Source organism: Pseudomonas sp. KH_040 (assembly GCF_057839305.1).
The window spans coordinates 3725196-3742651 of sequence record NZ_CM174487.1; the positions used below are offsets into that span (position 1 = coordinate 3725196).

Below are 17456 nucleotides of genomic sequence, written 5' to 3' on the forward strand. Positions count from 1 at the left end.
GACACTGATGGAAAGCATCGACTTGCTGGTCCTGCGCACGGCGCGGGACTGGCTTGCCGCTGGCGAGCGTGTATTGCTCGCCACGGTGGCGCGCACTTGGGGTTCTTCTCCGCGTCCGACCGGGTCGATGATGGCGTTGCGTGACGATGGTCGCGTGGTGGGCAGCGTGTCCGGCGGCTGCATCGAAGACGATCTGATCCATCGCTACACCACGGCCCATGGCGGCAGCGCTTTTAGCGACAGCGCACCGCAAGGGGTGCGCTATGGCGTCAGTGCCGATGAGGCGCATCGCTTCGGCTTGCCCTGTGGCGGCACGCTGGAACTGATCCTTGAGTTCAATCCGTCGTGGCAGTCACTCGACGCGTTGCTGGTGCAACTGGACGCCGGGCAACTGGTTCGTCGTCGCCTGGCGTTGGAGTCCGGTCAGGTCATGCTCGAACCGACTGCGACGCCGGAACAGTTCAGCTTCGATGGCGTGCAGATGCTCAACACCTTGGGACCCGGCTATCGGATGCTGATGATCGGGGCCGGCGCACTGGCCGAGTATCTGGCGACCATGGCGTTGTTCAACGGTTTCAAAGTGGCGGTGTGCGATCCGCGTCCCGAGTACATCGAAACCTGGGCGGTCGATGGCGTGGAGCGCATCATTGGCATGCCGGATGACGTGGTGCGCGACTTCGCGGTCGATCTGCGCACCTGCATCGTTGCCTTGAGCCATGACCCCAAACTCGACGATCTGGCATTGCTGGAAGCGCTGCACAGCCCGGCGTTCTATATCGGCGCCATCGGCTCGCGGCGCAATAGCCAGTTGCGCCGCGAACGCCTGATCGAGCATTTTGGTGAAACCGAAGCGTCACTTAAGCGTCTGCACGGACCGATCGGCGTGTACATCGGCAGCAAGACGCCTGCGGAGATCGCCGTCAGCGTGATGGCCGAGATTCTTGCAGCCAAGAACGGTGCAAACTTGCCGAGTGAACTCAGCATCGCCCAGGCGAAATACTCCATCGAATCTGTGGCGACTGCTTCTGCTCGGGATACTTGCCCAACATCGTCCTGATCTCGTCAGTCGTTGTATCGATCCACTCTAGACCAGACGAGAACAGCCACTGATCATTCCTGCGACACATGGACAGCGGACGTCGCAGCAAAACGCTTGCAGATGTGCTGCAATAGCCGTCGAAAAACCGCATCAAGCGTTTACCGGCCTGATTCGTCATACGTCACCAGAGGAGGCCTGAATGCCGAAAAAACTGTCAGTCCATAAAGAGGCCACCACCGCCGCAGACATCGAGCGTTCCATTCAGGCCATGAACAAAATGGCCGAACGTCTCTGGGGCGAAGGCCGAGAAGCCGAGGCCAAGGCCCTGCTCGATGCCCTCGATGCGTTGAACCGGGCGCTGGACAGAATCAGGATTGGCGAGAGTCGCAGAGTTGTGACGCTGCACTGAATAGTGGCATCTGGAACTGACTCATGAATCAGCCGTGCGAACGTGGCATGGCCAAGGATGAACGCTGATGCGCGCGATAAAAACCTTCTTCGGCATTCTGTTGTTACTGTGCGGTTTCGACTTCAGCTACGAAAAACCCCGCAGGGTCTTTACTGCGGGGTTCGTCAGGTTTTGCGTGGTCGTCGCTTTCGTAGAGTTGCTGATACTGCACACGATTTATTACGGCCCGACGCGTTAGCTCTGCGGTTTGAGAATCAGCACCGGCTCACCTTTCTTGACGATGTAAGTCGCCAGTTCGGAACCTTTGTCCTGACCGACATTGCGCGCGATATGCGCCACGCCTTCCGGAATGAACAGCGAATCACCGGCCTTCAACGTGACCGGCGCCCGGCCCTCCAGTTGATACTCGAACGTGCCGCTGATCACATAAGCGACTTCCACGCCCGGATGGGCATGCCGGGGCGAGGTCACGCCCGGCTCGAAATCAACCCGTGCCTGAATCACTTCGCGGTCGGCCGCGCCGAGATCCTGCTTTACCAGATCGGTGCGGCTCAACCCTTGCTGCCAGCTCTTGGGTTGCGCGTCGGCCGCGTGTGCAAGGCCGATCATCGAAGCGAAGATTATTGCAGTGGTCAGAAACAGTGGACGGTGCATGGCGTGCCTCTCAAAGGTCGTGTTGGGGTGACCTCTACTGTGGGCGCGGCATGTAGAAAGGATGTGTCGCAAATCCTCGGTTTGTTGTTTACGTGTGTCCTTGCACGGGATTGATACACGCTTATACAAAGGCCTCGTCGCCGGGGCGTTGCGCCAACAGCCAAGTCCTGAACGCCGCGATCTTGCGGGTATCGGCGGTTTCATGGGGCGTCACCAAATAGAAACCCAAGTCATCCTTCAACCGTAGATTAAACGGGGCGACCAGCCGGCCCGCGCGCAGGTCGTCGTCGACATACGTCGAACGCCCGATGCACACACCCTGCCCGTCCACCGCCGCTTGCACGGCCATCATTGCCAGATCGAAGGTCAGGCGCGGGCGCTCGGCGAGTTGCGCACACTCACCGGCGGCGCTGAGCCAGTTGTTCCAGTCGCCGGCGGTCATGCCACTGACTTGCAACAACGTGTGCTCGAGCAAATCGGCCGGTGCGCTCAGGCTTTTCGACGCGTCGAGCAACGCCGGACTGCACACCGGAAAAATCTCATCGGACATCAGGAAATCGGCGCGCAAGCCTTTCCAGTCGCCACGCCCGTAACGAATCACGGCATCGATGCCGCCCCGACGAAAATCGACCAGCTCGGTGGATGCGCTGATGCGCACATCGATGGCGGGAAACGCCTGCTGAAATGACGGCAATCGCGGCAACAACCATTTGGAGGCGACCGACACCAAGGTATTGATGGTCAACACGCTGTTGTGGCGCGACTCCAATAACGTCTGCGTCGAATAGCGCAACTCCTGGAACGCTGTACGAATGCCAGGCAAGTACGCCTGGCCGTCTTCAGTCAGGGCCAGCCCATCCTTGAGCCGCAGAAACAGATTCACGCCCAACTCCTCTTCGAGACGGCGGATCTGATGGCTGATGGCGGTTTGCGTGACGTTCAGTTCTTCGGCAGCCTTGGTGAAACTCATATGCCGAGCGGCACACTCAAACGCTTTCAAGCCGTTGAGCGAGGGGAGTCTGGCGACCATGGCGAGTTCGGTACTCATGAGATTTTGTCATACGCTAACACCGCAAATGACCTTTGCGAAGACCTGTCCCTGCAAGGGATGCTGACACTTCCCCACCCACTGGAAGTGCCATGAAACTGTATTTCGCCCCGATGACCTGCTCGCTGGCGCCGCACATTGTGTTGCGCGAATCGGGCCTGCCCTTCGAGCTGATTCGCGTCAACAATCAGAGCAAACGCACGGCCGACGGACAAGACTTTCGCGACATCAACCCCAAGGGCTACGTCGCTGCGTTGCTCCTGGATAACGGCGAAGTGCTGACAGAAGGCCCGGCGATCCTGCAGTTCCTCGCCGATCAGGTCGCCGAAAGCGCACTGGCGCCGACACTCGGCAGTTGGCAGCGGACGCGCTTGCAAGAGGACCTGAACTTCATCAGCACGGAAATTCACGGTGGCTGTGCACCGCTGTTCGATGCGCAAATGCCACAAGCGAGCAAAGTGATTTTTACGCAAAAACTGTTTAAACGCCTCGACTACCTGAACCGCAGGCTGGTGGATCAGGACTATTTGCTGGGCACATTCGGAGTCGCCGATGCCTACCTGTTTAGCGTGTTGACGTGGCTGCCAAGCTTCGATATCGACCTGCAGCACTGGCCGGCGCTGGCCGCCCACTCCCGTCGCATCGCCGCCCGCCCCAGCGTCGTTGCAGCCCTAGCGGCAGAAGCGGCGACGCAGCCGGTTTGATCGCCCTCAACGCTTTCACTGCGGTGGCGGCTGATCATTTGTCCGTTAGCCCTGAATCTGTAAACTGGCGCGATTTACTCGCTTAAACAAGGGATCCGCATGGCTAACCAAGACATCACCTTTACCCCCGATCCGGACGCAGACTCGATTTCGTCGGACGTCACCACGTTCAACGGGATCATGATGTCCACGCAGATCCCGACCCGTGCCGACGGCAGTCTGGAACTGGGCGACATCACCCTGCAAAGCGAATGCACCCTGCAAGCGCTGAAGGTTGCGCTGGAACGCGCCGGCAGCTCGATGGACCGGGTGATGCACCTGACCATCTACCTGACCGACATGGCCGATCGCGCGGCATTCAACGAGGTTTACAAGCGCTACTTCGCTAAGCCATGGCCGGTGCGTGCGGCGGTAGGTGTGGCGTCGCTGGCAGTTGAAGGCATGCGTGTGGAAGTGACTGCGATGGCGGCCAAGGCCTGAGTTTCACGCCTTTAAGTCATCAGCCGCCGATTCATAGACCCGAGCCAAGCCTCTAAAGGCTGGCTCGGGTCTTTTTCAGGATTGCTTCCGGGCTTCAAGTGGCCCTGTTGCGACAAGCGATAACTTTCCTTCCTTCACGCTGTATTTTTTTATTTGGCCGTCATCCTCAAGCTCAAAGTCGAAGTGGAAACTGGCGGTTATCGAACTGTTCGCGTCATTTCTCTGAAACTTAATTTTCCCCGCCTTGGCATAGATGATATGCGGGGTCATTGTGATGAGCCCTTGAACACTACTACCCTGCCCCCCTATGTCGTGTTCCCCATCGGGTAGCTCGTTATTGATAACGAATGACATTATTTCGAAAATGTCGTTTGCATGCTCTCTATGGTGCGCGATCAGGCTAAAGGTCTCGGCGGAACCGAAGTAGAAAGCTCTGCCTTCTTTGGTTGCCTGAAATACCGGCCCGCTAAGGTGCGGATGGACGGGGTCAATCACTGCTTTGTAGTAAATTTCCGGCGCGCGGCTCCTTCTGTTCAAATTATTTTTGTTGATGCCTAAATAACCAAAATAGTCTTTATCGTTCATAGCAACATGTCCTTTTCGTAATGAATGTTCGCCGAGTGATTTCATTACTATTTCGAACTTCCTTCTGCACAACAACTGACAGGTCTGACAGTTGCGCGAACCCGCGAAACGTGCAGAGCGCGATTTGCAGACCATCGGTACAGAGGTGCCGACATGTCGTTTCACGGGTAGAATGCGCGCCTAACCGTGACAGCCTGACTAAAAAAACTATGTCCTTGCCCAAGCATCACCTGGAATTGCTCAGCCCTGCCCGCGATGTGGCCATCGCCCGTGAGGCGATCCTGCACGGCGCTGACGCCGTGTACATCGGCGGCCCGAGCTTCGGCGCGCGCCACAACGCCTGCAACGAAGTCGGCGAAATCGCCGAACTGGTGGAGTTCGCCCGCAAGTATCACGCGCGCATCTTCACCACCATCAACACCATCCTGCACGACAACGAACTGGAGCCGGCGCGCAAACTGATCCATCAGTTGTACGACGCCGGGGTCGACGCGCTGATCGTTCAGGATCTGGGCGTGATGGAGCTGGACATTCCGCCGATCGAGCTGCACGCCTCAACCCAGACCGATATCCGTACGCTGGAGCGAGCGAAGTTCCTCGATCAGGCCGGTTTCTCGCAACTGGTCTTGGCCCGCGAGCTGAACCTGCAAGAAATCCGCGCAATCGCCGACGAAACCGACGCCGCCATCGAATTCTTCATCCATGGCGCGTTGTGCGTGGCCTTCTCCGGCCAGTGCAACATCTCCCATGCACAGACCGGGCGCAGCGCCAACCGTGGCGATTGCTCGCAGGCGTGCCGTTTGCCGTACACCCTCAAAGATGAAAAGGGTGGCGTGATCGCCTACGAAAAACACCTGCTGTCGATGAAAGACAACAACCAGAGCGCCAACATCCGCGCCCTGGTTGAAGCCGGTGTGCGTTCGTTCAAGATCGAAGGTCGCTACAAAGACATGGGCTATGTGAAGAACATCACCGCCTATTACCGTCAGCGCCTCGACGATGTACTCGAGGATCGCCCGGACCTGGCCCGCGCCTCCAGCGGCCGCACCGCGCACTTCTTCCTGCCCGATCCGGAAAAGACTTTCCACCGTGGCAGCACCGACTATTTCGTCACCGATCGCAAGATCGACATCGGCGCCTTCGACTCGCCGACCTTCACCGGTTTGCCTGTCGGTATCGTCGAGAAAGTCGCCAAGCGTGACATGCAGGTCGTCACCCACGAACCGCTGTCCAACGGCGATGGCTTGAACGTGCTGGTCAAACGCGAAGTGGTCGGTTTCCGCGCCAACATCGCCGAAGCAAAAGGTGAATTCGAAGAAGACGGCGAGAAGCGCTACCGCTATCGCGTCGAGCCGAACGAAATGCCGGAAGGCCTGTACAAGCTGCGCCCGAACCACCCGCTGAATCGCAACCTCGATCACAACTGGCAACAGGCGCTGCAAAAAACTTCGTCCGAGCGTCGCGTGGCTTTGAGTTGGGTCGCGCGTTTGCGTGAAGAACAGCTGGAAGTGACCGCCACCAGTGAAGAAGGCATCAGCGCCAGCATCACCCTGAACGGTCCGTTCGGCGTGGCCAACAAGCCTGAGCAAGCACTGGAACAGTTGCGTGATCTGCTCGGCCAGCTCGGCACCACGCAGTACCACGCGACCGACATCAAACTGGATGCGCCACAGGCGTTCTTCATCCCGAACTCGCAGCTCAAGTCGCTGCGCCGTGAAGTGATCGAAGCCCTGACCGCCGCCCGTGTCGCCGCTCACCCGCGTGGCGGACGTAAAGCCGAAACCAACCCGCCGCCGGTGTACCCGGATTCGCACCTGACCTTCCTCGCCAACGTCTACAACCAGAAGGCGCGCGACTTCTACCACCGTCACGGCGTCAAGTTGATCGACGCGGCGTATGAGGCGCACGAAGAACCAGGCGAAGTGCCGGTGATGATCACCAAGCACTGCCTGCGTTTCTCCTTCAACCTGTGCCCGAAACAGGCGAAAGGCGTGACCGGCGTGCGCACCAAAGTCGCGCCGATGCAGTTGATCCACGGCGATGAAGTGCTGACGCTGAAGTTCGATTGCAAGCCGTGCGAGATGCACATCATCGGCAAGATGAAAGGCCACATCCTCAACCTGCCGCAACCGGGCAGCGTGGTCGGCCACATCAGCCCTGAAGACCTGATGAAAACCATCCCGCGCGCACCGCACTGAGTGGACGGCGTGCGCGGTGCTTCGGCGCCGCGCACGCCTGCCCTGCTCCGCCTGGCCAAATCGCAGGCATAAAAAAACGCCAACTTCTTGCGAAGTTGGCGTTTTTTTCGAATATGGCAGGGGCGGCTGGATTCGAACCAACGCATGGCAGGATCAAAACCTGCTGCCTTACCGCTTGGCGACGCCCCTACTGCTCTGTCCAGCTACTTCGTTAGGTTCGCTGTGAGAACGGGGCGCAATTTACCAAGGTTTTTTTGCTTTGGGAAGCGCGAAGTGAAATTTTTTTTGTTTTAAAACAGCGACTTATTATTTTGACCTGAATCAGGCCCATGCTGAGTCGGTTTAGGCGCCGTGTATCACACTGTGTACGAACCCCACCGCGACACATCGACTTGCAACAAAGCCGTTCTTCGACACAGGCCAGATACGTCTCCGCGCTCAAATGCACTCAAGGTTTCAGGTGTTCATTCAGAACGCTTGGCCAAAGGCTCGCAAAGGAGACGTCACCATGAAGATGGCACTGCACACCCGCAAAACCGCGTTCGGTTTGTCGATTCTGGCTTTGTCGTTGTTCGGCGCTTTTGGCAGCGCTCAGGCGCAAACCGCAGAACCTTCCGCCGTCAGCTATTCCGCGCCCTCGCCTTTCGGCCCGCTCAAACATGTGAAGGCCGGCGTGCTCGACGTCGCCTACGCCGAAACCGGCCCTGCCAATGGCCCGGTGGTAATCCTGCTGCACGGCTGGCCTTACGACATTCACAGCTACGACGAAGTCGCACCGTTGCTGGCGGCCAAGGGGTATCGGGTATTGATGCCGTATGCGCGCGGTTATGGCGATACGCAGTTCCTCTCCAAAGACACCCTGCGCAACGGTCAACCGGCGGCGCTGGCCAGTGACGTCGTCGACTTCATGGACGCGCTGAAGATCAGGCAAGCGGTGCTCGGCGGATATGACTGGGGCGCGCGCTCGGCGGACATCGTCTCGGCGCTGTGGCCGGAACGGGTGAAAGCTTTGGTTTCGGTCAGTGGTTATCTGATCGGCAATCAGGCCGCCGGGCAAAACCCGCTGCCGCCCAAGGCGGAATTGCAGTGGTGGTATCAGTTCTACTTTGCGACTGACCGTGGTCGCGCCGGGTATGAGAAGAACACGCATGACTTCGCCAAACTGATCTGGCAAACCGCTTCGCCGCAATGGAAATTCGACGACGCCACGTTCGATCGCAGCGCCAAGGCACTGGAGAACCCCGATCACGTCGACATCACCGTGTTCAACTACCGCTGGCGTCTGGGCCTGGTACAGGGCGAAGCGAAGTACGCCGCGCTAGAACAGAAACTCGCCACCGCGCCTTCGATCAGCGTGCCGACCATTACCCTTGAAGGCGATGCCAACGGTGCGCCACACCCGGCGCCGGAGGATTACGCCAAGCGCTTTACCGGCAAGTATCAGTTCCGTTTGATCAACGGCGGGATTGGCCACAACTTGCCGCAGGAGGATCCGCAGGCGTTTGCCAAAGCCGTGATCGACGCTGACCACCTGTAGAAACAAACAAGCAGTCAGCCGCAAAGGCTGACTGCTTGAATATTGAGGATGGGATTGAGGGATGGTCACATTTTGCAGATTCTTTGCCTGAACTGGCGTCATCGCGAGCAGGCGAACGCCTAAATTTGAAATGCGTTCCCCTGTAGGAGTGAGCCTGCTCGCGATCACGCCCGACCAGACACCCTTCAACCCCGCCCAACGTGCGCGATCACTCAGTTGGCACAACAAGATCCAGCGCCTTGTTCACCGCCAACTCCCCCAACATGACCACTTGCGCAATGCCCAGCAGCGTATGGCGGTTTGATCCTTCCAGCACGCCGGCAAAATTACCGAGCATCACCGTGGCAGACGCCAGGGAACCGCTGGCATTGCTCAGCAAGGACTCGGCGTCGGATTGCGGGTTAACCATGAACATCGTGCTGGGCGTATAGGGTGTGGCCATGATCGCGGCAGGCAACAGGTAATGGTCAAGCGCCCGTTCTGCGGCTTCGTGGAGCTTTCTTGAATTGGGCGATGCGTACGGGGACACCAGGTCTGTGACCGGTGGTTCAGGTGGCTGAGACATCAGCTGAAACTCCAGACAAGAACCGCTTCAGGTTCTTTGATAGAAGGCGTGAAGCGCCGCGATCGCGGACGCTTCCGTGCAAATGAGGGGGCACGCCCCCTCACCCATCTGCATCGCGACTAGTGCGGCAAGCGCTGGTTATCCAGAACTCGACCGACCACCAGCTCACTGAGCATGATCACCTGTTGCAGGATCAGCATCTTTTTGCGCTGTGAAGGGTCGATCACATCGGCGAGATCTCGGGCCATGTCACTAGCGCAGGACAAGGTTTCAGTGGCTTCGACGAGTAGGGTTTCGTTGTCCACCGTGGGGTCGATCAGGTAGATCTTGCCGGTTTTGCGGGTGGGGATTGAAGTCTTCAGCGCGGAAGGATTGAGGTAGAAGTTGATCGCGCGGTCGGTGGCCTCTTTGATGTTTTGAGGTTCGAGTGCGGCGTCGTAGGGGATTGGATCGGTTTCTGGCGGGTTTGGCGTAATTTTGAACATAAAGGACTCTTTGTCTTGAAAGAATTGAAGAGCCGTCACTTTCGCTACCAAACGAAGGGTGGCGGCCACACGTGGGTTGGTAGACCGGTCAAGACAGAGAAAACCCCGGCGCCCCCGAAAGGGCCCCACGCATGACCACCATATCAAACCGAGTCCCGAAAAAGAGACCGCAATAAGGTGATGCAATACGGGCTGTCAAGAAACGGGCTACCAAACCCGATCACTGTTTTGCAGTGACAGGGAAACGATACAGCCCGCCTCAAGGCGCGTAAGCCGGCGGATTCTGGCGTACGCGTAGGCAACGGCGCAAGGTGTTGTAGCCGTTATGGCGTAACAGTGCGTGTAAGTTAAACGTGTGTGGGTGACGGTGTTTAAAAGCCCCTCACCCTAGCCCTCTCCCAGAGGGAGAGGGGACTGACCGTGGTGCTTGGGAGAGGTACGCCGACGTGGGATATTGAGGTGAATTCAGGTGGGTGACGGCTGGTGTTATTTGACCAGCCGTTTTTCTTTGGAGGGTCTGTAGCCGAAATATGAGCTGTAGCATTTGCTGAAATGGCTTGGGGAAACGAAGCCGCACGCGACCAGCACTTCCACTTGTGACAGCTCGGTGTGTTGCAGCAAACGCCTTGCTTCGGTGATGCGCAGCTCCAGGTAATAACGCTGCGGCGTGGTGCCCAGTTGCTCTTTGAATAAGCGCTCCAACTGGCGACGTGATCGCCCGGCGTACACCGCCAGTTGCTCCAACTCCAGCGGCTCCTCCAGATTGGCATCCATCAGCTTCACCACTTCACGCAACGGCGCACTGACGCAGAGGTTTTCATCCGGTTTGATCCGGCGGTAGCGCGACTCCTCAAAAGCCAGAATGTCTTCGATGCCTTCGACCAAGGCTTTGCCGTGCAGGCTTTTGATCCAGTCGAGTGCCATGTGAAAAGCACCGGACGGACTCGAAGCCGTCAGCCGGTCGCGATCAATCACGTAAGGCTCACTGCTGACATGGGTGGTTTTAGCAATTTCGGTCAGCGCGGGGCGATGTTCCGGATGGATCGCGCAGCGATAACCATCCAGCAAACCGGCCCGGCCAAGAAACCACGAGCCATTCCATAACCCGGCGAGCGAGATGCCGCGCTCCGCTGCAACCTGAAGCAAATGAATAAACTCATCACTCGCCCGCAGTTCGGTGCGATACCCGCCACACACCACCAGCAGATCCAGTTGCTGAAGCGCGGCCGAATCCAGACGTGCATCGGGGCGGATCACCAGCCCCAGATCACTGATGACTTCGCCGTCACCCAAACCAAACGTACGCGAGGAAAACAACCCCGGACGCAACAGGTTGGTAGTGACAACGGTGTCCAGCGCTTGGGTAAACGCCGGCAATGAAAAGTGTTCGAGCAGCAGAAAACCGGTGCGGGTCAGGCGCGTTTCATCCGCGCCCTGCTCATTCAGATAGCGGAGGTTTTTCCCCTTCATGCCTCCGCTGAATTGGCGTCGTTCGATCAAGTTCGGGTCCATCGGTCATGTTGTTGTGCGCCGATAGTTGGCTCGAATGGCGTCAGAGTCAATCACCTGTCGTTGACCGCACCCCCAGCCGATCGATCACCGGGTCATGCTGCGCCATGACCTCGACAATCCAGTCGATGAACACTCGCAGTTTCAGGCTGACATGGCGGTTCGGTGGATACGCGATGTAGAGCGGCATCGACTCGAGTTTCCAGTCCTCGAACAGCGGCACCAGTTCGCCGCGCGCCTCGTGTTCGGCAGACATGTATTTGGGCAGCCACAGCACGCCCAAGCCCGCCAGACCTGCCGCGAGGTAGGCATTACCATCATCGACCGCGAGCACGTGGCGGCCTTTGATTTGCAGGTTTTCACTGGCGTTGTGCAAGGCGTACGGCACCGGTTTGCCGGTGCGTGCCCAGAGGAAACCGACTACGCGATGATGGCTGTCTTCCAGCTCCCGTGGATGCGCAGGTGTGCCCGCCCGCGCCAGGTATTGCGGCGCGGCAAACACGCCCAACTGCAGGTCGGCGACCTTGCGCGCCATCAGCGACAAGTCCATAAGCTCGCCACCGCGCACCACGCAATCAACATTCTCATCAATGATGTCGACGATGCGGTCGCTGACGCCCATGTCGATCTGGATATCCGGATAACGCGCGTGAAACTCAGGCAGGGCCGGCACCAGAATCAACCGTGCCAGCGGACTCGGGACGTCCACGCGCAGTCGGCCCTTGGGCAACGCGGCCGCGCCGGGCAGGCTGGTTTCGGCGTCGTCCATATCCGCCAGTAACTTGATCACCCGCTCGTAATAAACCGCGCCGTCAGCGGTGACGTTGACCTTGCGCGTGGTGCGGTTGAGCAGTTTGACCCGCAGCCGTGCCTCCAACTGTTGAACCAGTTGCGTCACGGTGGTTTTGCTCATGTGCAGGGTTTCTGCCGCTTTGGTGAAACTCCCCGCCTCGACCACCCGGGCAAAGGCTTGCATTGCGTCAAAACGGTCCAAGGTGCGCCCTCGATTGTTTGGATTCCACAAACAGTGAACGCCAAGCTTGCGCGTTTATCGCCCGCCTGCAAATACCTACAGTGGCTCCATCAACTCAAATGAAGGAGACACTCCCATGACTCAGCGCGATGTTGTTTTCCCACCCGCACGCCGCACCCTCTATGAGCGGCATCGATACTCGCCAGCCATTCGCTCCAACGGTTTTCTGTTTGTCTCGGGACAGGTCGGCAGCACCGAGGACGGCACGCCCGAGCCGGACCTGAAAAACCAGGTGCGTCAGGCTTTCACTAACCTCAATGCAATCCTTGAGGAGGCCGGTGCCAGCTTCGATGACGTGGTCGATGTCACCGTGTTTATCGTTGACCCCCAGTCGAAATTCGAGACGATCTGGGATGTGGTGCTGACCGAGTTCTGGGGAGAGGCGCCGCATCCGACGGTAACGGCTGTTGGTGTGACGTGGCTGTATGGGTTTGATTTCGAGATCAAGGTCATTGCCAGACTGCCCGAAGCAGTCTGATCGTCAGATCGATTTGCAGCAGGGGTCGGCAGTCTTCAGACTGGCGGCCCTTTAGATTTTTCCGACATCCATCATGTCAGTTTCATTGCTCAAACCTGCCCTCCCCGGCATCGCCCTGCGTCGTTGGCGCCTGTTGCATCGCGTCAAGCAAAGCCATGCCGCCGAGATGTTCAACGTCACCCAATCGACTATTTCCCGTTGGGAAAGTGGCGTGCTGGCGCTGGATCCGGCTGCGCATCTACAGCTTGAGCAATTGCTGGCCGCGCGTCTCGACACGGCAGCCGATCAGGCTCTAGCCCGTCTGGTGCGCGAAAGCACGCGACCGGTGCATCTGGTCTGTGACCTCACCCACCGCTTGCTGGCCTGTTCCCCGGCCCGTGCCGCACAGTTCGCCAGCCCGCTGAGCGAATTGCTCGGGCAATCGCTGTGGCGTTTCGTGACGCCGGAAATCGCCAGCAACGAACTCGCACTCGACGCCCTCGGCTGGCGCGAACTGCAGGCGCCACCAGCGCTGGAATTCGTCACCGGCAACAACGACTCCGACCTTGTGCCAATCCGCCAGAGCCTGTGCCGCTGGACCCGCATTCCGTTGTCCGACGGCACGGCGGCGCGGCTGGTCGAGACGCTTTGAACGCATATTTTATGCGTGGACGCTCAACCCCACCGGCTCTAGGCTTGCCTCTCGGCACCACCACCGGGCAAGTTCATGGACCTCGAAAAAATCAGCGGACGCCTTGAATTTCTGCGTGAAGCGGAAAAACTCAAGGACGTTCTCCGAAGCGCACACACCTCAAGCGGCCGCACCGAAAGCACCGCCGAACACAGTTGGCGCCTGTGCCTGATGGCGATGGTTTTCGCCGATGAACTGGTCGGACTCGACCTGCTGAAAGTGCTGAAGATGTGCGTGATTCACGACTTGGGCGAAGCGATCAACGGCGACATCCCGGCAGTCGATCAGGCCGCGTTCCCCGACAAGGCTGAGCAGGAGCGTAATGACCTTCTGCTGCTCACCCGCTCGCTTGATGAGGCGCTGAGAAACGAGATTCTTGCGTTGTGGGACGACTACGAACATGCCCGGTCAACCGAAGCCAAAGCGGTCAAGGCACTGGATAAGCTGGAAACCCTGTTGCAACACACTCAGGGCCAGAACCCGGCGGACTTCGACTACCGCTTCAATCTGACCTACGGCAAAAAGCACACCAGTGCCGCACCGGTTTTCGCTGCACTGCGCGCCCTCATCGATCAGGACACTCAGGCAAGAATTCAACAAGCGAAGTGAACTCGTCGCGTCCGGCATCGCCCGCGCCCCGGCGAACAATACGATCAACGCTCGCCTTCAAGGGTTGGCCGGCTTACAAATCCACATCTGTTGATGCTGGTCTTTGATGCCTTGAGTGCGTATAACCTCGCCGTTTCGTCTACCCTGAGTTTGCGCCTCACGTCGCCACTTCAGCCCTTTTGACGCTCACGAAACGGAGATTCCCATGCTCAAACGAACCCTGGCACTAACCGCCGGCCTGGCGCTGTCCTTTTCTGCCCTTGTGACCCACGCCGCCGACGTTTTGCGGGTCAGCGCGATTCCCGATGAAGCGCCGACCGAACTGCTGCGCAAATTCGAGCCGCTGGGTGCCTATCTGGAGCAGCAACTGGGCATGAAGGTGCAGTTCGTGCCGGTGGCCGATTACCCGGCAGTGGTTGAAGCCCTCGCGACTGATCGCCTCGACATGGCCTGGCTCGGTGGTTTCACTTTTGTGCAGGCGCGTTTGAAGACTGATGCAACGACGCCGGTGATTCCGCTGGTACAACGCGAACAGGACGCGCAGTTCACCAGCAAATTCATCACCGCCGACCCGAATGTTCACAGCCTCGCCGACCTGAAAGGCAAGACCTTCGCCTTCGGTTCGGTATCGTCCACTTCCGGCAGTCTGATGCCGCGTTACTTCATGCTGAAAAACGACAACATCAAGCCTGAAGCGTATTTCAGCCGTGTCGCCTACTCCGGCGCGCACGATGCCACCGTAGCCTGGGTGCAGGCCGGCAAGGTCGACGCCGGTGTACTGAACGCCAGCGTCTGGCAAAAACTGGTGGATGCCGGCAAGGTCGACACCAACAAGGTCAAAGTCTTCGCCACCACCCCGACCTACTTCGATTACAACTGGACCGTGCGCGGCACCCTCGACCCGGCGCTGGCGGCGAAGATCAAGAAAGCCTTCCTCGATCTGGACCCGGCCAACCCGGAGCAGAAAAAGATTCTTGATCTGCAGGCCGCCAGCCGTTTCATCGACACCAAGCCCGAGAACTACAAGGGCATCGAGGAAGCCGCCCGCGCCGCCGAATTGCTGAAATGACCCTGAGCCTCAACCAGGGCCGCCTGCGCCACGCCAATGGAGTCGACGCCCTGCGCGGTGTCGATTTGCAGATTGGCGTTGGCGAACAGGTCGCCATCATTGGCCCGTCCGGGGCCGGAAAATCGAGTTTGCTCAACCTGCTGGCCACCGCGTTGCGGCCCAGCAGCGGCGAGATCGAAGTGCTCGGCGAGCGCGCCTGGCACTTGTCGGCCCGCCAGCGTCAGCGCCTGCGCGCGCGGATTGGCCTGGTGCATCAGGCACCGCCGTTGCCGCCACGTCAGCGCGTGGTCACAGCGGTGCTGGCCGGCAAGCTCGGCCAATGGAGTCTGGGCAAAAGTCTTCTGAACCTGTTGCATCCACTTGATGTGGCCGGGGCGCGCGCGGCGTTGGCGCGGTTGGATCTGGGTGACAAGTTGTTCGCGCATTGTCAGCAATTGTCTGGCGGCCAGTTGCAACGCGTCGGGATTGCCCGGGTGTTGTATCAGGCGCCGGAGATTCTGCTGGCTGATGAACCGGTGTCAGCAATGGACCCGGTCATGGCTGGGCACACCTTGTCGATCCTCTCGCGCCATGCCCGCGAACACAACGTCACTCTGGTGGCCAGCCTGCATGCGGTGGATCTGGCGTTGTCGCACTTCCCACGGATCATCGGTCTGCGCGACGGGCAGATTCTGTTCGACCGCCCTTCCGGGCAAGTCCGCCATGAAATGCTCGACGCGCTGTACGCCAACGAAAAACTGCAATCGCCGACCGCTGCGGTGGCACCTTTGACTGTGCAGATTCCACGATGCTGAAAGCCGATTCACGCGATCCCGCGGCGTGGCCACGGCTGCTGCTGACGTTGCTGGCGATTGCCTTGCTGTGGCCGGGCGTCCAGCTCAGCGAACTGAATCTGGGTGTACTGCTGCCCGACAGCCAGAATGAGATGGGCCGTTTTGTTGCGCAGTTCTGGCCACCGGCGCACGACCAAGCATTTCTGCAGTTACTGCTCAAAGCCACCCTGCAGACCCTGGCCATCGCCACTGCTGGCATGGCATTGGCGTTGGTGTTGGCGATACCGGCAGGCCTGATCGCCAGCCGCGCGCTGTCGCTGTCCGCCGCTTCACGCGGTGGAGTGCCAAGCCGACTGGGGCGTCTGTTGCGCTGGCCGGTGCGCGGACTGTTGATTTTCCTGCGCAGCGTGCCGGAAATCGTCTGGGCGCTGCTGTTTGTGCGCGCCGTAGGGTTGGGGCCGGCAGCCGGTGTGCTGGCCATCGCCATCACCTACAGCGGCATGCTCGGCAAGGTCTACGCGGAGATTTTCGAATCCACCGACCAGCGCCCGGCGCACGCGTTGTTGCAGGCCGGCAGCGGCCGACTGGCGGCGTTTGCTTACGGCACGTTACCCAATGTCGCGTCGGAACTGCTTTCCTACACGGTCTATCGCTGGGAATGCGCGATCCGTGCGTCAGTGGTGATGGGCTTTGTCGGCGCCGGAGGTTTGGGTCAGCAGATCGATCTGTCGATCCGCATGTTCGCCGGCGGTGAAGTCGCCAGTATTCTGCTGTGCTTTCTGATTCTGGTGCTGGCCGCCGATCAACTCAGCCGCTTGTTGCGCTGGAGGCTGACATGAATCGCCTGATCAACCTGCTGCTGATCGCCGGCATCGCGCTGGCAGTGATTGCCTCGTTCGCTTATCTGGGGCTGGATCTCGGTGAACTGGGCAGCGCCACCAGTCTCAAGCAGATGGGCGCGTATGTGCAGCGTTTTCTCAGCCCGGATTTGAGTGCGGATTACCTCAAGGCAATCTTCCATGGTTCACTGGAAACATTGGCCATGTCGGCCCTCGGCACGCTACTCGCGGCGGTGTTCGGCATCGTTCTCGCCCTGCCCGCCGCCGGGCGCTTTGGCTGGCCGCTGCAAAGTGCCTCGCGCCTGTTGCTCAATGCCTTGCGGGCGATTCCGGAACTGGTCTGGGCCGCACTGATGGTGCTTGCCGCCGGCCTCGGCCCGAACGCCGGCACCCTCGCCCTCGCCCTGCACACCACCGGCGTGCTCGGCCGCTTGTTCGCCGAGGCACTGGAAAATACGCCGCCGCAACCGGCCGAAGCCATTCGTTTGCAGGGTGGCAATCCGATTCTTGCGTTCTGCTACGGCACACTGCCGAACCTTGCGCCGCAGTTGCTTGCGTACATTCTGTATCGCTGGGAAAACAACATCCGCATGGCCAGCGTACTGGGTTTTGTCGGCGCCGGCGGGCTTGGGCAGATGCTCTATGTCAGCCTCAGCCTGTTTCAGGAAGCGCAAGCGAGCACGGTGATTCTGGCGATGCTGGTGCTGGTGTTTGTGGTCGACTGGCTGAGTGCGTGGAGTCGTCAGCGTTGGGTCAAGGCGTGATGCGCGGG

21 protein-coding genes and 1 tRNA gene are annotated in these 17456 nt (G+C 59.3%); 14 read left to right on the forward strand and 8 right to left on the reverse strand.

The window, feature by feature from the left end; translation table 11 throughout:
* Positions 1-7 precede the first annotated feature (7 nt).
* From AC3IUF_RS16510 to AC3IUF_RS16520, 3 genes are all read left to right on the forward strand, one after another.
* On the forward strand, positions 8-1057 hold the full coding sequence (locus AC3IUF_RS16510; protein ID WP_489278646.1) for an XdhC family protein: 1050 nt from the start codon (positions 8-10) through the stop codon (positions 1055-1057).
* A gap of 181 nt (positions 1058-1238) precedes the next feature.
* Positions 1239-1448 (forward strand): hypothetical protein, encoded by a 210-nt coding sequence (locus tag AC3IUF_RS16515; RefSeq protein WP_095112009.1) that lies wholly within the window; start codon positions 1239-1241, stop codon positions 1446-1448.
* 67 nt (positions 1449-1515) lie between these two features.
* The gene (locus AC3IUF_RS16520; protein WP_185051925.1) at positions 1516-1686 is read left to right on the forward strand and encodes a hypothetical protein; all 171 of its coding nucleotides are present in this window, start codon (positions 1516-1518) and stop codon (positions 1684-1686) included.
* Here AC3IUF_RS16520 and AC3IUF_RS16525 read toward each other — a convergent pair.
* Positions 1683-2057, reverse strand: coding sequence for a cupin domain-containing protein (locus tag AC3IUF_RS16525; RefSeq protein WP_489281666.1), 375 nt, complete (start codon positions 2055-2057; stop codon positions 1683-1685). The genes AC3IUF_RS16520 and AC3IUF_RS16525 overlap by 4 nt on opposite strands.
* Positions 2058-2223: 166 nt before the next feature.
* Entirely contained in the window at positions 2224-3132 is a 909-nt protein-coding gene (locus AC3IUF_RS16530) for a transcriptional regulator GcvA (protein ID WP_489281668.1), read from the reverse strand.
* Positions 3133-3242: 110 nt separating this feature from the next.
* Between AC3IUF_RS16530 and gstA the strand changes: the two genes are divergently transcribed.
* Together gstA and AC3IUF_RS16540 are read left to right on the forward strand one after the other, a co-directional pair.
* Positions 3243-3854 (forward strand): glutathione transferase GstA, encoded by a 612-nt coding sequence (gene gstA, locus AC3IUF_RS16535; protein ID WP_489278649.1) that lies wholly within the window; start codon positions 3243-3245, stop codon positions 3852-3854.
* A 99-nt stretch (positions 3855-3953) separates the two neighbouring features.
* Positions 3954-4334, forward strand: coding sequence for a RidA family protein (locus AC3IUF_RS16540; protein ID WP_007919637.1), 381 nt, complete (start codon positions 3954-3956; stop codon positions 4332-4334).
* A 75-nt stretch (positions 4335-4409) separates the two neighbouring features.
* On the opposite strand, the gene AC3IUF_RS16545 is transcribed toward AC3IUF_RS16540, so the two are convergent.
* Positions 4410-4919, reverse strand: a complete 510-nt coding sequence (locus AC3IUF_RS16545; RefSeq protein ID WP_007919639.1) for a hypothetical protein — start codon at positions 4917-4919, stop codon at positions 4410-4412.
* A 209-nt stretch (positions 4920-5128) separates the two neighbouring features.
* Between AC3IUF_RS16545 and AC3IUF_RS16550 the strand changes: the two genes are divergently transcribed.
* Positions 5129-7117, forward strand: coding sequence for a peptidase U32 family protein (locus AC3IUF_RS16550; RefSeq protein ID WP_095112004.1), 1989 nt, complete (start codon positions 5129-5131; stop codon positions 7115-7117).
* 114 nt (positions 7118-7231) lie between these two features.
* Here the strand turns inward: AC3IUF_RS16550 and AC3IUF_RS16555 are convergent.
* Positions 7232-7306: transfer RNA gene (locus AC3IUF_RS16555), tRNA-Gln, on the reverse strand.
* Between the two features lie 319 nt (positions 7307-7625).
* Here AC3IUF_RS16555 and AC3IUF_RS16560 point away from each other — a divergent pair.
* Positions 7626-8654, forward strand: a complete 1029-nt coding sequence (locus AC3IUF_RS16560) for an alpha/beta fold hydrolase (protein WP_489278651.1) — start codon at positions 7626-7628, stop codon at positions 8652-8654.
* 208 nt (positions 8655-8862) lie between these two features.
* Here the strand turns inward: AC3IUF_RS16560 and AC3IUF_RS16565 are convergent, their stop codons facing one another.
* From AC3IUF_RS16565 to AC3IUF_RS16580, 4 genes are all read right to left on the reverse strand, one after another.
* Positions 8863-9219, reverse strand: coding sequence for a DUF6124 family protein (locus AC3IUF_RS16565; RefSeq protein ID WP_007919067.1), 357 nt, complete (start codon positions 9217-9219; stop codon positions 8863-8865).
* 119 nt (positions 9220-9338) lie between these two features.
* Positions 9339-9704 (reverse strand): DUF6124 family protein, encoded by a 366-nt coding sequence (locus AC3IUF_RS16570; protein WP_110718657.1) that lies wholly within the window; start codon positions 9702-9704, stop codon positions 9339-9341.
* Between the two features lie 486 nt (positions 9705-10190).
* Entirely contained in the window at positions 10191-11216 is a 1026-nt protein-coding gene (locus AC3IUF_RS16575; RefSeq protein ID WP_123376863.1) for a GlxA family transcriptional regulator, read from the reverse strand.
* 46 nt (positions 11217-11262) lie between these two features.
* Entirely contained in the window at positions 11263-12207 is a 945-nt protein-coding gene (locus AC3IUF_RS16580) for a LysR family transcriptional regulator (protein ID WP_489278654.1), read from the reverse strand.
* A gap of 115 nt (positions 12208-12322) precedes the next feature.
* Between AC3IUF_RS16580 and AC3IUF_RS16585 the strand changes: the two genes are divergently transcribed.
* The 7 genes from AC3IUF_RS16585 to phnE all read left to right on the forward strand — a co-directional run bounded on the left by AC3IUF_RS16585 (position 12323) and on the right by phnE (position 17448).
* Positions 12323-12724 (forward strand): RidA family protein, encoded by a 402-nt coding sequence (locus AC3IUF_RS16585; RefSeq protein WP_414916033.1) that lies wholly within the window; start codon positions 12323-12325, stop codon positions 12722-12724.
* Positions 12725-12797: 73 nt separating this feature from the next.
* Positions 12798-13355, forward strand: coding sequence for a helix-turn-helix domain-containing protein (locus AC3IUF_RS16590; RefSeq protein WP_489278656.1), 558 nt, complete (start codon positions 12798-12800; stop codon positions 13353-13355).
* Between the two features lie 75 nt (positions 13356-13430).
* Positions 13431-14003, forward strand: a complete 573-nt coding sequence (locus AC3IUF_RS16595) for an HD domain-containing protein (RefSeq protein WP_463543178.1) — start codon at positions 13431-13433, stop codon at positions 14001-14003.
* Positions 14004-14208: 205 nt separating this feature from the next.
* A complete protein-coding gene (locus AC3IUF_RS16600; protein ID WP_007919100.1) occupies positions 14209-15072 on the forward strand; it encodes a putative selenate ABC transporter substrate-binding protein in 864 nt (287 codons plus the stop codon).
* Positions 15069-15866: a phosphonate ABC transporter ATP-binding protein gene (locus AC3IUF_RS16605; RefSeq protein ID WP_489278658.1), complete on the forward strand. Its 798-nt coding sequence runs from the start codon at positions 15069-15071 to the stop codon at positions 15864-15866. Before AC3IUF_RS16600 ends, AC3IUF_RS16605 begins: the two co-directional genes overlap by 4 nt.
* The gene (locus tag AC3IUF_RS16610; protein WP_007919103.1) at positions 15860-16684 is read left to right on the forward strand and encodes a PhnE/PtxC family ABC transporter permease; all 825 of its coding nucleotides are present in this window, start codon (positions 15860-15862) and stop codon (positions 16682-16684) included. The genes AC3IUF_RS16605 and AC3IUF_RS16610 overlap by 7 nt, the downstream gene beginning before the upstream one ends.
* Positions 16681-17448, forward strand: coding sequence for a phosphonate ABC transporter, permease protein PhnE (phnE, locus tag AC3IUF_RS16615; protein WP_007919110.1), 768 nt, complete (start codon positions 16681-16683; stop codon positions 17446-17448). The genes AC3IUF_RS16610 and phnE overlap by 4 nt, the downstream gene beginning before the upstream one ends.
* Positions 17449-17456 lie beyond the last annotated feature (8 nt).

What these genes read in the sequence shown, in the direction of transcription:
- AC3IUF_RS16510 (WP_489278646.1), top strand. Translation starts at nt 8, where the DNA reads ATGGAAAGCATCGACTTGCTGGTCCTGCGCACGGCGCGGGACTGGCTT.
- AC3IUF_RS16515 (WP_095112009.1), top strand. Translation starts at nt 1,239, where the DNA reads ATGCCGAAAAAACTGTCAGTCCATAAAGAGGCCACCACCGCCGCAGAC.
- AC3IUF_RS16520 (WP_185051925.1), top strand. Translation starts at nt 1,516, where the DNA reads ATGCGCGCGATAAAAACCTTCTTCGGCATTCTGTTGTTACTGTGCGGT.
- AC3IUF_RS16525 (WP_489281666.1), bottom strand. Translation starts at nt 2,057, where the DNA reads ATGATCGGCCTTGCACACGCGGCCGACGCGCAACCCAAGAGCTGGCAG.
- AC3IUF_RS16530 (WP_489281668.1), bottom strand. Translation starts at nt 3,132, where the DNA reads ATGGTCGCCAGACTCCCCTCGCTCAACGGCTTGAAAGCGTTTGAGTGT.
- gstA (WP_489278649.1), top strand. Translation starts at nt 3,243, where the DNA reads ATGAAACTGTATTTCGCCCCGATGACCTGCTCGCTGGCGCCGCACATT.
- AC3IUF_RS16540 (WP_007919637.1), top strand. Translation starts at nt 3,954, where the DNA reads ATGGCTAACCAAGACATCACCTTTACCCCCGATCCGGACGCAGACTCG.
- AC3IUF_RS16545 (WP_007919639.1), bottom strand. Translation starts at nt 4,919, where the DNA reads ATGAACGATAAAGACTATTTTGGTTATTTAGGCATCAACAAAAATAAT.
- AC3IUF_RS16550 (WP_095112004.1), top strand. Translation starts at nt 5,129, where the DNA reads ATGTCCTTGCCCAAGCATCACCTGGAATTGCTCAGCCCTGCCCGCGAT.
- AC3IUF_RS16560 (WP_489278651.1), top strand. Translation starts at nt 7,626, where the DNA reads ATGAAGATGGCACTGCACACCCGCAAAACCGCGTTCGGTTTGTCGATT.
- AC3IUF_RS16565 (WP_007919067.1), bottom strand. Translation starts at nt 9,219, where the DNA reads ATGTCTCAGCCACCTGAACCACCGGTCACAGACCTGGTGTCCCCGTAC.
- AC3IUF_RS16570 (WP_110718657.1), bottom strand. Translation starts at nt 9,704, where the DNA reads ATGTTCAAAATTACGCCAAACCCGCCAGAAACCGATCCAATCCCCTAC.
- AC3IUF_RS16575 (WP_123376863.1), bottom strand. Translation starts at nt 11,216, where the DNA reads ATGGACCCGAACTTGATCGAACGACGCCAATTCAGCGGAGGCATGAAG.
- AC3IUF_RS16585 (WP_414916033.1), top strand. Translation starts at nt 12,323, where the DNA reads ATGACTCAGCGCGATGTTGTTTTCCCACCCGCACGCCGCACCCTCTAT.
- AC3IUF_RS16590 (WP_489278656.1), top strand. Translation starts at nt 12,798, where the DNA reads ATGTCAGTTTCATTGCTCAAACCTGCCCTCCCCGGCATCGCCCTGCGT.
- AC3IUF_RS16595 (WP_463543178.1), top strand. Translation starts at nt 13,431, where the DNA reads ATGGACCTCGAAAAAATCAGCGGACGCCTTGAATTTCTGCGTGAAGCG.
- AC3IUF_RS16600 (WP_007919100.1), top strand. Translation starts at nt 14,209, where the DNA reads ATGCTCAAACGAACCCTGGCACTAACCGCCGGCCTGGCGCTGTCCTTT.
- AC3IUF_RS16605 (WP_489278658.1), top strand. Translation starts at nt 15,069, where the DNA reads ATGACCCTGAGCCTCAACCAGGGCCGCCTGCGCCACGCCAATGGAGTC.
- AC3IUF_RS16610 (WP_007919103.1), top strand. Translation starts at nt 15,860, where the DNA reads ATGCTGAAAGCCGATTCACGCGATCCCGCGGCGTGGCCACGGCTGCTG.
- phnE (WP_007919110.1), top strand. Translation starts at nt 16,681, where the DNA reads ATGAATCGCCTGATCAACCTGCTGCTGATCGCCGGCATCGCGCTGGCA.